Source organism: Amycolatopsis sp. PSD-21, assembly GCF_055561455.1.
Genome location: NZ_CM145712.1, coordinates 788,493 through 801,002, shown reverse-complemented (window position 1 = coordinate 801,002; position 12,510 = coordinate 788,493). Strand labels below are relative to the sequence as shown.

Annotated in this window: 9 protein-coding genes; 2 read left to right on the top strand and 7 right to left on the bottom strand. The window is 69.4% G+C overall.

From position 1 onward, the window contains the following. Positions 1-73 precede the first annotated feature (73 nt). The 5 genes from ACZ1DY_RS04180 to eccCa all read right to left on the bottom strand — a co-directional run bounded on the left by ACZ1DY_RS04180 (position 74) and on the right by eccCa (position 7,357). On the bottom strand, positions 74-358 hold the full coding sequence (locus ACZ1DY_RS04180) for a WXG100 family type VII secretion target (RefSeq protein WP_125679971.1): 285 nt from the start codon (positions 356-358) through the stop codon (positions 74-76). Positions 359-412: 54 nt separating this feature from the next. Then, entirely contained in the window at positions 413-733 is a 321-nt protein-coding gene (locus tag ACZ1DY_RS04175; protein ID WP_091597926.1) for a WXG100 family type VII secretion target, read from the bottom strand. 232 nt (positions 734-965) lie between these two features. Further along, positions 966-1,328, bottom strand: a complete 363-nt coding sequence (locus tag ACZ1DY_RS04170) for a hypothetical protein (protein ID WP_192747841.1) — start codon at positions 1,326-1,328, stop codon at positions 966-968. Positions 1,329-1,340: 12 nt separating this feature from the next. Beyond that, on the bottom strand, positions 1,341-3,281 hold the full coding sequence (locus tag ACZ1DY_RS04165) for a type VII secretion-associated protein (protein WP_465483641.1): 1,941 nt from the start codon (positions 3,279-3,281) through the stop codon (positions 1,341-1,343). Positions 3,282-3,349: 68 nt separating this feature from the next. Continuing rightward, entirely contained in the window at positions 3,350-7,357 is a 4,008-nt protein-coding gene (gene eccCa, locus ACZ1DY_RS04160) for a type VII secretion protein EccCa (protein ID WP_257489255.1), read from the bottom strand. A 514-nt stretch (positions 7,358-7,871) separates the two neighbouring features. On the opposite strand from eccCa, the gene eccD reads away from it, so the two are divergent. Both eccD and mycP read left to right on the top strand, forming a co-directional pair. After that, complete coding sequence (gene eccD, locus ACZ1DY_RS04155; RefSeq protein ID WP_126733359.1) at positions 7,872-9,236, top strand: type VII secretion integral membrane protein EccD; 1,365 nt, start codon at positions 7,872-7,874, stop codon at positions 9,234-9,236. Between the two features lie 23 nt (positions 9,237-9,259). Beyond that, a complete protein-coding gene (gene mycP, locus ACZ1DY_RS04150) occupies positions 9,260-10,912 on the top strand; it encodes a type VII secretion-associated serine protease mycosin (RefSeq protein WP_465483640.1) in 1,653 nt (550 codons plus the stop codon). A gap of 93 nt (positions 10,913-11,005) precedes the next feature. On the opposite strand, the gene ACZ1DY_RS04145 is transcribed toward mycP, so the two are convergent. Next, entirely contained in the window at positions 11,006-12,142 is a 1,137-nt protein-coding gene (locus ACZ1DY_RS04145; protein WP_465483639.1) for a WXG100 family type VII secretion target, read from the bottom strand. Positions 12,143-12,147: 5 nt separating this feature from the next. Then, positions 12,148-12,462, bottom strand: coding sequence for a hypothetical protein (locus ACZ1DY_RS04140; RefSeq protein ID WP_034304288.1), 315 nt, complete (start codon positions 12,460-12,462; stop codon positions 12,148-12,150). Between the last annotated feature and the right edge of the window lie 48 nt (positions 12,463-12,510).

The window sequence follows — 12,510 nt, the reverse complement described above, 5'->3', positions numbered from 1 at the left end:
TTGACACAAACGAAACGGCGGGCTCGGCATCCGAAGATGCCTGCCCGCCGTTGCTCGTTCGGAGCCGGAAGACTCAGAACAGGCCGGTGACGCCCTGTTCCGTGGCCTGGTAACCGTCGGCCAGCTGCGGCAGCACGCCGGCGACCTGCGCGAGCAGCTGCTTGAGCTCCTCGAACTTGTTGTCCCACTCGGTCTGCGCGGCGATGTACGCGGTCTGCGCGTCACCCTGCCAGGTGTTGACCAGCGGAGCGAGGTCGCTCTTCAGCTGACCGAAGAGGGACTCCAGCTCGCCACCGGTGCTCTTGCAGTCGTCGGCCGCCGCGTGGATCGTGGCGTAATCGACCTTCATCTCGCCCATGAATTCCTCCAGTGATTAAAGAAAAGTCTCGGATTGTTGCGGGGTGGAGCCAGATCAGCCGAGGACGCCGAAGCCCTTGTTGACCGAGTTGATGAGTTCCTGCTGCTGCTGCTCGGAAGCGTTGTACTTCGAGCCGGCCTGCTCGAGCAGGTCACCGATGTTCTGGAGGGCCTGGTTGAGCCCACGGCCCGCCTCGTCGAAGCGCTTCATCACGTTGTTGAACGCGATCGAGGCGTCGCCGGTCCAGCCCGCGCGGGTGGCCTCGATGTTGTCGCGAAGCTTGCTCAGGTTCTGGTCCATCGAAACGCGAACCTCGGTCACCCGCTTCTCAGCCTGGGTGAACTGCTCGACATTCCCCTGAAAACCGCCAGCCATGGGAGCTACCCCCTTCGTTCGTGGTTATCCGTACTTGGTGAAGTTCGTTTGGTACGGACCTACGACGGAGACACTGCCACGTCTGGTTCCCTCTTGTCGCTCGTTGGTTTCAAGTAGTTGCTTGCGTTAACGCTCCCGGCGGGAACCGAACGCGGGAACCCGGCGCGCGCGCTGCGTTTCCCGCGGAGAAAATGGCTCTCACCACGCGATTTAGCGAACGCACACAGGCGGCTCAATCGCCGCGGCTCATGATTCGCGACTGCGAAAAGTCCTCGTCGTCGTCACCCACACGTGGCCGTCGGGGCGCCGGTTCTGGCCGAAGGGGAACCAAGTCCGCCGCGGAGGGCAACGGGGGCACCGGAAGACCGGCGCCCACACGGAACCGTTTCGCGGCGTTCCGGAGGGCGGCGGGGGTCGGCGCGGTCTCGCCGCCCGCGAGCCGCCCCTTGCCGAATTGCTTCGCCAGTTCGGCGTTCTCGCCCCGGCGGCGTTCGTAACGCGCCTTGGCCGTGCGGGCGACCTGCCGCGCATAGGTGACCGCGTCGCGCCCTGTACGCGCGAAGTGTTCGGCGGCGGTCTCGGGTTCGGGTGGCATATGCCTCCCCCTTCAGTTGATGACCACCATCGTCTTGACGACCTGCTCGCAGGCCGCGCTCACGCGCTGTTCGAGCGGTGAGCCGGTGCCGTACTGGCACCCGATGTGGACGCGAGTCTTTCCCTGCACGACGACGTACCAGTCGACGCGCGCACTCGGTTTGGTCTCGCGGTAGTAGATGACGGTCTTGCCGGCGTACTGCGCGTTGCCGTTGAAGCCGCTGTATTTGTCCGGCTCCAGCCGCGCCAGCGCGGCGAGTTCGTCGACGAGCCGCTGTCTGTCGGCCGTCGCGTCGTAGTCCATCACGTTCTCCTGCGCGACCACGAGGTCGTCGCCGGTGAGGGATTCGCTGGGGTGGATCACCACCTGACGCTTGGCGACGCGGTCGTCGGTCTGTGTCCAGTCCGGCGGCGCGATGAAGCGGTAGTCGTACTGGGCGAGCGTGCGGCCCTCCGGCTCGGCCTCCCCGCTGTTGACGGCGAAGAGGATGCCTCCGACAACCGCCGCGACGGCCACCACGGCCCCCGCGATGATCCAAGGCAGCTTCTTGTTCTTCCCGCCGGTCTCGGCGGCCTTGGGCTCCCTGGCGGGCTCACCCGGCCGCCACGGCGGCGGGGGTGCCGCTATCCCCTGCTGTCCCATCGGAGGCGACGGCGGCCCCTGCTGCCGCGTCGCGTTTAGCGGGCTAAACGCGCTCTGCGGGGGCGGGCCGGGAGGGAACGGGGGGCGTGGGGCCTCGGGACGCCGGTCGACGGGAGCGGGACCGCCGCCGGCCCGGGAGACCGCCGAACCCGCGAGGGAACCCGTCCGGTCCGGGTCGATCAGCACCGCGCGCAGGGCACCTCGGGCGACCACGGTCTCCGGCTGATCCAGGGTCGTCGGTACGACACCGGTCCGCTCGTGCACCAGCCGGGACACCATCGGGATCCGGCTCGACCCGCCCACGAGGAAGATCGCCGTCAGCTGCTTGGGCCGCAGCCCGGAATCGCCGATCGCGGCCACGGTCAGCTCGACCGCGCGGCCGAGCGGACCCGCGATGAGCCGCTCGAGGTCTTCCCGGGTCACATGCGCGTCGGCGAACGGCGGCGGCATCGGGACGTCGGTGTACGCGTGCCGCGAGAGCGTCTCCTTCGCACCGCGCACGTCCTGCCGCAGCACCCGGCGCCGCCGTCTGTCCGTGAGCTCGCGGCCCTCGACGAGCTTCCGCCATTCCGGCGGGTCGGCCGACGACACCAGCGAACCCACGTGCTCCAGGAGCGCCTGATCGACGTCCGCTCCCCCGAAGCTCGGATCGCCCCGGGTGGCCAGCACCTGGAACCCGGCGCGTTTAGCGGGCGAACTGCGATCCGCCGGGCTGCCGGGCATGCGCTGCACCACGGAGACGTCGACGGTGCCGCCGCCGAGGTCGAGGACCGCCAGCGCGTCGCCGGGGCGGCCGCTGAACTCGACGGTGCGTTCGGAATTGAGGTCGGCCGGGGCGAACGTCGCCGCGTGGTAGACCGCCGCGGCGACCGGCTCCGGCACGAGCGCGACCTGACGCGCGAGCCCGCTCGCCGCCTGCCGGAGCAGCCGGGTGCGGGTCGCGCCCCAATCGGCGGGATGGGTCAGCACGAGCAGCTCGACCTCGGCGTCGCCGGCGAGCCGCCGCGCCTCGGTCACCGCGCGTTTCAGCACGGCGTGGACGACGTCGGTCACGCGCAGGACGTTGTCGCCCAGCAGCAGGTCGCCTTCGTCGATCCGGCGCTTCGGATTCGGCTCGTAGCGCGACGGATCCACCGCCGCCTGCCGCTCCGCCTCCTGGCCGACGAACAGCGTCCCGTCCGGCGCGGCGTAGACCGCCGACGACATCAAGGGCTGCCCGTCCACCACGACGACCTGCGGCTCGCGGCCGTTGATCGAAGCGACTACGCAGGTGCTCGATGTCCCGAAGTCCACCGCTACCCGCACTGTCACAAGCCACTCCCGCAGATCGTCGTCGTCACCCCACGCCCGGCCCTTGCCTCACCTGGTTCCGCGGGAGGTCAGTCCGGCTGGATCCACGAGACCTGCATGAGCTGCTTGCCGTGCTTCCGGGTCACGAGGTTGCCTCGGCCCGGCGGCATCTGGCTCGGCTTCACGTTGGCGACGAGGTTGCCTTCGTCCCGCGAGCCGTTCATGACCATACCGGGCGCCGCGATCTCCCTGAGCTTGCCGAGGATCGGGTCGAACATCGCCCGGCTCGCGCCACCACTGCGGCGCACGACGACGATGTGCAGACCGACGTCCTTCGCCTGCGCGAGGAATTCGGCGAGCGGCTTCAGCGGGTTGCTCGTCTGCGTGGCGACCAGGTCGTAGTCGTCGACGATGACGAACAGCTCGGGACCGGTCCACCAGGACCGGGTCTTGAGCTGTTCCTGCGTGACGTCCGGACCGGGGAGGCGCCGGGTCATCGACCCGTGCACGTCCTTGACCATGCTCTCCAGCTGCGCGGCGGACACCGCGTAGCCGAGCAGCTGGTCCCCGCCGATGAAGCCGAGCATCGTGCGCCGGTAGTCGACGAGGATGATGACCGCTTCCTGCGTCGTGTACCGCTCGGTGATGCCCCTGGTGATCTGGCGCAGCAGGTTCGTCTTGCCCGACTCGCCGTCCGCGAACGCGTAGAAGTGCGAATCGGCCGCGAAGTCCAGGTAGATCGGCTGGAGGTCTTCCTCGTTGACGCCGATCGGCACCAGCTTCGTGTTGCGCTTGGTGTCGATGGACAGGACCTCGTCGTAGGTGACCATCTCGGGCAGCAGGCGGACCTGCGGCGCCGGGCGGCCCTTCCACGCGGCCTTGATCTTCGCGACCGCGTCGGCGACACCGGCGGCGACGTCGTCCGGGTTGCTCGATCCGTCGATCCGCGGAAGACCGGTCAGCAGGTGGAGCTTGTCCCTGGTGAGACCGCGGCCGGGGCGCCCGGCCGGGACGTTCACCGCGACCCGGCGGTCGATGTCCGACTCGCTCGGGTCACCGAGGCGGAGCTCGAACCGGGTACCGATCATGTCCTTGATCGCCGGCCGGATGTCCGCCCACCGGTTCGCCGCGATGATGACGTGCACACCGTAGGAAAGGCCCTGGGTGGCGAGCTTGGTGATCGAGGTCTCCAGCTCGTCGAAGTCGTCCCGCAGCGCCTTCCAGTTGTCGACGATCAGGAAGGCGTCACCGAAGGCGTCTTCCTCGGGCTTGATCTCGCCCCGCCGCTTGCGGTTGCGGAACTCGTTCATCGAGTCGATGCCCATCGCACCGAACCGGCCTTCCCGCTCGGTGAGCAGGGTGGTCAGCTCGGCCACGATCCGGCGGGCCTTGTCCGGCTCGCGCCGGGCGACGGCCACGCCACCGACGTGCGGCAGGCCCTGGAGACCGGCCAACGTACCGCCACCGAGGTCGAGCGCGTAGAACTGCGCTTCCTCGGGGGTGTGGGTCAGCGCCATCGACATGATCAGCGTCCGGAGCATGGTCGACTTGCCCGACTGCGGACCGCCGACGATCACACCGTGCCCGGCGCCACCGGAGAAGTCGGCCCACAGCAGGTCACGACGCTGCTCGTACGGGCGGTCGACGATGCCCATCGGCACCTGGAGCCGTCCGTTGCCGAAGAACCCGACCGGGGAAAGACCGCGGTCGTCGGTGGGGTTCAGGTTCGGGAGCAGGGTGTCGAGCGAGTTCGGCTCCTTGAGCGGCGGCAGCCAGACCTCGTGCGCGGGCGGGCCCTGGCCGATCAGCCGGGAGACGATCACGTCGAGCTCGCTGGGCTCGACGGCCTCCTCCGACTTGGCCTCCTCCACCGGCGCGGCCTCGATCTGCTGCGGCTCCGGTTCCTTCGGCAGTTCGACGAAGTCCGGGACGAACAGCTGCGGGCGCTTGTCCGCGCGGACCACGGTCGCGACCGGGCCGGCGGCCTTGATGCCCGCGGGACGGTACGGACCCGACACGTACGAGGCCTTGAAGCGGACCAGCGTCGAGGTGTCGTACTTGAGGTAACCGCCACCGGGCACCGACGGCAGCTCGAACGCGTCGGGCACGCCGATCGCGGCGCGGGATTCCGCGGCGGAGAAGGTCTTCAGACCGATGCGGTAGGAAAGGTGCGAGTCGAGACCGCGCAGCTTGCCCTCTTCCAGCCGCTGCGACGCGAGGAGCATGTGCATCTGCAGCGACCGGCCAAGACGGCCGATGGCGACGAACAGGTCGATGAAGTCCGGCTTCGCGGCCAGCAGCTCGGAGAACTCGTCACAGACGATGAAGAGCGCGGGCAGCGGGTCGAGGTCGGCACCGTTCTCGCGGGCCTTCTCGTACTCCCAGACGTTCTTGAAGTTACCGCCGTTCTTCAGCGCCTCCTGGCGCCTGTTCATCTCGCCCGCCAGCGCGTCCTTCATGCGGTCGACCAGGGTGACCTCGTCCGCGAGGTTGGTGATGACCGCGGAGACGTGCGGCGCGGCGTCCAGACCGAGGAACGTCGCACCACCCTTGAAGTCGACGAGGACGAAGTTCAGCGTGCTCGACGAGTGCGTGGCGAGCATGCCCAGCACCAGGGTGCGGAGGAACTCCGACTTACCGGAACCGGTCGCCCCGATGCACAGGCCGTGCGGGCCCATGCCCTCCATCGCGGCTTCCTTGATGTCCAGCTCGACCGGCTGGCCGTACTCGCCGACGCCGAAGGGGACGCGGTAGCGGTCTCGCACCGGACGCGGCCGCCAGGCCTGCTGGACGTCGAAGGTCATCGGGTCGCCGGGGATGCCCAGCAGTTCGAGCAGACCGGGGTTGGACAGCAGCGGCTCTTCCTCGGCGGCGTCCTGCGCGGCGGTGCCGACGCGGTACGGCGCGAGAAGGCGTGCCAGCGCTTCGGCCTCGACCACGCTCAGCGTGTCCGGACGGCCGAACCACTCGACGCCGCCGGCGCTGCGCGCGCCGAGGCGGTCTTCCTCGACGACCAGCCGCAGACCACGACGGGCCGCGAGGTTGCCGATGGAGTCGGAAAGGTCGATCAGGGTGACGCCGACCAGACCCTCTTCGAGGATGATCTGCTCTTCGCGGGTGACCTCGGCGTCGTCGACGACGATGACGACGTGCGGCTGGTCCGGGGCGGGCGTCGCGTTGCGGGAGAAGCGCTGGCGGTCACGGAGCTCCTCGTCGAGCCACTGCTCGATCTGCGCGAGGGAGCCCGCCATCATCCGCAACTGGCCGATACCGTCGGCGAGCGCCGGGTGCTGGGCGTGCGGCAGCCACTTCGCCCACTCCCACTCCTCCTTGGCGCGGCCCGCCGTGGCGACCGCGATGAGGACGTCGTCGGGGCTGTGGAAGGTGACCAGCTGGGCCAGCATCGCCCGGGTGAGGCCACGGGTGAGGCCACGGTCGCCCTGCATGCTGACCGCGGCGAAACCGCGGAGGGTGATCTGGGTCGGCAGGTCCGGGACGATCGAGTGCGCGCGGACGAACCGGCGCAGCGCGAGCGTGGCGATCGGCTCCAGTTCGTCGACCGGGCCGGTCTGCGGCGGCACCAGCCGCGTCGCGAGGCGGTGCGAGCTGCGGCCGACGCGGAGGTGGAGGAAGTCCTGGTCGTTCTGGCGGCGTTCCCACATGCGGCGGCTCGCGGCCAGGGACCACAGGGTCTGCGGGTCGGGGTGGACCCATTCGAGAGCGGCGCGCTGGTCGACCATGGCCTCACGGGCCCTGTCGCGCATCTGGCCGAGGTAGCGCAGGTAGTCCTTGCGGTCCTCGTCCATCTCGGCCTTTTTGGCGCCGCCGCCCTTGCCCGCGCCGCCTGCCATCATGCCGACGGTGCTGAGCACCATCATGCCGCCCATCATCATCATCATGGGATTGCGTCCACCGGTGGTGAACATGAAGATCATCATGCCGATGGAGGCGACGATCATCACCGCGGGAAGCAGCTTCATGACGATGTTGCCCGGGATGGTGCGCGGCACCTCAGGCGGCGGTTCGAGATGCACCTCGCCGCCCGGCGGCCGCGGCGCCGCCAGACGCGGTGACTTCTTGAACTGCAGCGTGCTCATCGAAGGACCCCTCTTCAAACTCGACGATGGCGGCCACCGTTGGTGCGCGTACTGGTGCGCGAGACAACCTATCGAACGTGGCCGGTGAAATCCGGACAACGCCGAGAACGGCCCCGGCCGGGGCCGTACGCATGTCGGGAGTGTAGGGCTCCGGCTCCGCCGACGTGCGTTTAGCGGCCTAACTGCGATCCGGCGCCCAGACGCCCGACGTGCGTTTAGCCCCCTAATCGCGATCCGGGGCCCCGACGGCCCGACATGCGTTTAGCCCCCTAATCGCGATCCGGCGGTCTGGGGCACCTGAGGGCCCAGGGCTCCGTCGCGTCACGATTAGCCCGCTAAAGTCGACGCGCCGGCAGCCGGTCGGAGGGCCCCCGGAGGTCGTCTCTCTTACTTTTGCCGGTCTTTTTCCGACAGTCGATGATGTGGGCACCCGGGTTCGGTATAGGTTCCCCCGGGAGCAGACTCTCAGGGCAGGGGGAAGGCAGTGGCAACGGGCACGACGGTATTCAGCAGGGTGACGGTGGTCGCTCCACGCACCCGGATCGACGTGGCTTTGCCGGCTGACGTCGCGGTGGCGGACCTGCTGCCCATGCTGTTGGAGATGGCGAAGGAGGCGACGCCGGACGGCGGCGCCCGCCACGGCGGCTGGGCGCTGGCGAAGCTGGGCGACGCGCCGCTCGACCCGAGCCGGACCCTCGCGTCCCTCGGCGTGGTCGACGGCGAGCTGCTGCAGCTGCGCAAGCGCAACGAGAACCCGCCGCCCCCGCTGTACGACGACGTCGTCGACGCAATCGCCGAGTCGTCCCCGGACAGCTTCCGTCCGTGGACCAAGGAGACGGCCCGCCGCTTCGGGCACATCGCGGGCGGCCTGGCGCTGTTCTTCGCGGCCCTCGCGCTCTTCACCAGCGGCTCGCTCTACGGCGGCAACGCGCTCGCCGCCGCGATCGCTGGCGGTGTCGGCGCGATCGCGTGCGTCGCCATCGGCGCGACGCTGGCCAAGGCCTACCAGGCCGAGGCGACCGGCGTGCTGATCGCCGCCGCGGGCGGTCTGCCGCTGGCCTTCGTCAGCGGGTTCTACATCGTGCCGGGGCTGTCCGTGTGGGCGAACCTGCTGCTCGCGAGCGCTCTCGTGATCATCGTGGCGGCGGTCTGCATCCTCGTCATCGGACACGGGATCACCACCTTCATCGCAGCCGCCACGACGGCGACGATCTCGGCGCTGACGTTCCTGGCCGCGACACTCATCGACACCCCGATCGCCGGGATCGCCGCCGGCGCCACCGCGTTCTCGCTGGCCTGCATCTCGCTCCTGCCGCGCGCGACGATCAAGCTCGCCGCCCTTCCGACGCCGCACGTTCCCGGCAGCGCCGAGGAGCTCAAGGAAGACTCGGGCTTCCCGGACTACCGCGCCATCGAACGCCGCACCGCGGTCGCCCACGAGTACATGACCGGCCTGCTGACCGGCTGCGGCGCGGCCACGGCGCTGTTCGCGATCATCGCCTCGACTTCCCCGACGGTCTTCGGCCCGATCCTCGGCGTGATCGCCACGCTAGTCCTGCTCCTCAGGGCGCGGGCGTACGCGAACGGCGCGCAGGCCATCGCCCTGCTGACCACCGGCATGGTGTCCGGCGCGGGCATCCTGCTCGGCTGGATGTGGTCGGCGAGCCCGCTGAACCGCGTCCTGTTCGTGTTCGGCGCGCTGCTGCTGATCGGCGCCGGCGCGCTCGTGGTCGGCGTGATCTTCCCGAACCAGCGCTTCTCGCCGCCGCTGCGGCGGACGGTGGAGATCTTCGAGGCCGTCTTCATCGCGACGGTGCTCCCGCTGGCGCTCGGCGTCATGGATCTCTACACGACGCTGCGCCACCTCAACTTCAAGTGACGACCCGATCGGATGATGCTCTGATGGCCGTAGCGCGGAAGTCCAGGGGGACGCGCGTCCGCCACCTCGGCCTCGCCGCACGTACCGGAACGGTGCTGCTGGCGGCCGGGATCGGTGTTCTCTCGCCGGCGTCGGTGGCTCTTCCCGCCTGGGCGCAGCAAAGCAGCATCGCGCCGGACGCCGGCGGCTACTACGCGATCCCGCCCCGGGTGGACCCGTCCAAGAAACCTGCCGACTCGGGCAAGCCCGACAAGACCTACGAGAAGAAGACCGAGTGCGTCCAGCGCAGCAAGCTCGGCGGCGACCAGGTCGACATCAAGAACCGGCCCTGGGGCCAGGAGTACCTGCAGATCGAAAAGGTCCACCAGCTGATGCGCGGCGCCAAGAAGTCGGTCGGCGGCGGCATCAAGGTCGCCGTGATCGACACCGGCGTCTCCGCTCACCCGTACTTCGGGGGCCGTGTCGAATCGGGTGGTGACTACGTCGCGACACCAGGCGGAGGCAAGGCGCCGGGGCTCGAGGACTGTGATGGCCACGGCACCGAAGTAGCGGGGATCATCGCCGCGAACCCGCCCGACTCGAGCATCGGGTTCCGGGGGGTGGCTCCGGACGCCACGATCCTGTCGATCCGGCAGTCCAGCCAGAACTACGAGGAAGTCGAGAAGAAGGAAGAGCCGCCGGCTTCTTCCAACAACCCGGCTCCCCCTTCCTCGTCGAACAATCCGGGATCGCAGCTACCGCCGTCCTCCCAGGGGAACGGCGCTGTCGGCGGCGCCGCGGACGGGACCGCGCCTGGCCAGGACAAGGGCGGACGGCAGCAGGAGCAGGGCAAGACCGCGGGCACGCTGACCACACTCGCGCAGGCGGTGGTCCGCGCTGTCGACAAGGGCGCCAACGTCATCAACATGTCGGTCGACAACTGCCGCACGGCCACCGGCACCATCACTCCGCGCGAGCAGGAGCTTCAAGCGGCGGTGAACTACGCCGTCAATCGCAATGTGGTCGTCGTCGCGGCGGCGGGCAACGTCGGCGACAAATGCGTGCAGAACGATCAACCGGACCCCAAGGTGCCCAAGACGATCGTCACTCCGCCTTGGTTCTCCGAAGACGTGCTGTCGGTCGCGGCGATCGACGAGACCGGCGGTGTCGCGCAGTTCAGCGTCCACGGGCCGTGGGTCAGCGTCGCCGCGCCGGGCACCAAGATCATCTCGCTGGATCCCGCGGAGGGGTCCAGCAGCCTGGCCAACCTGACCATCGAGGGCGGCAAGGATCCTGGTCCCATCCAAGGGACCAGCTTCGCGGCTCCGTACGTCGCCGGTGTGGCCGCGCTTGTGCGCCAGAAGTTCCCGGAGCTGAACGCCCGTGAGGTGATGACCCGGATCCAGGCGACGGCGCAGCACCCTGCGGCGCCGGGCGGACGGGACAACTTCGTCGGCTTCGGTGTCATCGACCCGATCGCGGCGCTGACGGCGATCGTGCCGTCGGAGGCGGACAAAGCGAAGCCGGTCCAGCTGCCCGCGGACCTGCCGCCCGCGAACGACCGCGACCCCGCCCCGATGATCGTCGCGCTCGCCGGAACCGGCGGGGGCCTGGTGGCGCTACTCGTCACGCTGTTCGTGGTGCACTCGGTCCGCCGCAACCGGCCGACCACCTCACCGGGCCGCAAGACCCCATAGCACCTGCGTTTAGCGGGCTAATCGCGATCCGGGCTCGCCTGAGGGCCGCCCAGATCGCGATTAGCCCGCTAAAGTCGCTTGGCGCTGGGGCGCCTACTTGGCCGGCTTGGGCTTCGGAGCCGGCTTCTCGTCTTCGCCGATCACGGGCGGGACGACCTGGCCGGGCTCACCGACCACATCGGACGGTTTCGAGGCGGGCCGCGTCTTGGACTGATGCGCCGTCTGACCTCCGCCCATGCCGCCCATCCCCATCATCGGCGCCATCCCCATCGGCATCATCGCCGATCCGGCCCCGGCGACCCCGTGCCCCTGCGCCGGAGCGGCCTGAACGGGCGCGACCTCCGGGACCAGCGCCTGCCCTTGCTCGATCGGCGGTTCCTGCGACCCGGTCTGCCTGCCGTCGGCAGCGGACGGCGACGTCGACTGATCGTCGGACGCCGCGCCGGAATCCGCCTCAGCGGGGGCCTTTTCGGGTACCGGCGCGCCCTGCGCCTCGGACTCGTCGTGAAGCTTGAACTCGTCCTGCGGGTACCGGTGAGTGATTTCGATGCTCCGCGAGCCTGCGTCAGGATCGTCGACGCCGTCGCAAAACCGCACGAAGCCCTCGAGGACGTTACGAGCGGCTTCATGGAGCGCCTTGGCCGACTCTTGTGCCTCCTCCAGCTGGGTCCGCGCCCGCCGCACGCCACCGACCGGCAGCATCGCGGTTTCGGAGGTCAGTTCGGCCGTGTCGACCAGGACCTCGACGAGGTCGGTCAGGATGCGGCGGATCGACAGCACCAGCTCGTCGAGCGAGCTCGCCAGCGTGCTGAGGGCGTCTTCGACGTCGGAGCCCGCGGCGTTGATGTCCACGATGTACGCGACGAAGGCGTCAGCGTCCTTGCCGGACCACCCGGCGTCGAGACGGCCGAGGTCCTCCGACAGTTCTTTCGAGACGTTGCCCGCGGTCTTCGCCGCTTTCCGGAGCAGGTCCGCCTCGGCCTTCAAGTCCTCCCAGCGCCCCGCCAGCGGGGTCAGGTAGGTCTCGACCGGATCGATCAGCCCCAGCTGGCCGGACAGCTCCGAAACGAAGGCGAGATGCGGAGCCGCGGCCTCGATCAGCTCCTCACCGCCCGACCCCGTCGCGTTTAGCGGGCTAAACGCGATCGGGGGCGCCTCGGGAGCCGCAGGACGTGCGGCCGCCATCGGGTGCGGGATGGAATCCGTCGGGTTCTCCGATTCGGCGATCATGCGGTTCAGAGCTCCACTGCGCGCTTGATCGTCTGCGCGGCCTCGTCGTCGTGCCCGGCGTGCCGCGCGGTCACCGTGTGCAGTGCCTCGGACGCCGACCTCAGCGCGGCCGCGCCTTCCACCAGCTGACGCCGGATGGCCTCCGCCGCACGCCCATAGGACGCGCCGAGGCCCAGTTCCTCGCCCAGCGTGCCGTGGGATTCGACGGTGACGCCCTCACCCGTCACCTCCGCGGCCGCCAGGTCGAGCTCTCCGGCGGCCGCGTCCACCCTTTTCGCATAGTCACCGACGACGTCGCCGTCGATCTTCAGGCCGGCCACTGCACCCTCCACTCACCCGATTCCACTCGGGCGTTGAGACGCTCGCGC

Bases quoted from the DNA above. Each gene is read 5' to 3' on its own strand.
- ACZ1DY_RS04170 (WP_192747841.1), bottom strand. From the start codon at position 1,328: ATGCCACCCGAACCCGAGACCGCCGCCGAACACTTCGCGCGTACAGGG.
- ACZ1DY_RS04145 (WP_465483639.1), bottom strand. From the start codon at position 12,142: ATGATCGCCGAATCGGAGAACCCGACGGATTCCATCCCGCACCCGATG.
- ACZ1DY_RS04175 (WP_091597926.1), bottom strand. From the start codon at position 733: ATGGCTGGCGGTTTTCAGGGGAATGTCGAGCAGTTCACCCAGGCTGAG.
- mycP (WP_465483640.1), top strand. From the start codon at position 9,260: ATGGCCGTAGCGCGGAAGTCCAGGGGGACGCGCGTCCGCCACCTCGGC.
- eccCa (WP_257489255.1), bottom strand. From the start codon at position 7,357: ATGAGCACGCTGCAGTTCAAGAAGTCACCGCGTCTGGCGGCGCCGCGG.
- ACZ1DY_RS04180 (WP_125679971.1), bottom strand. From the start codon at position 358: ATGGGCGAGATGAAGGTCGATTACGCCACGATCCACGCGGCGGCCGAC.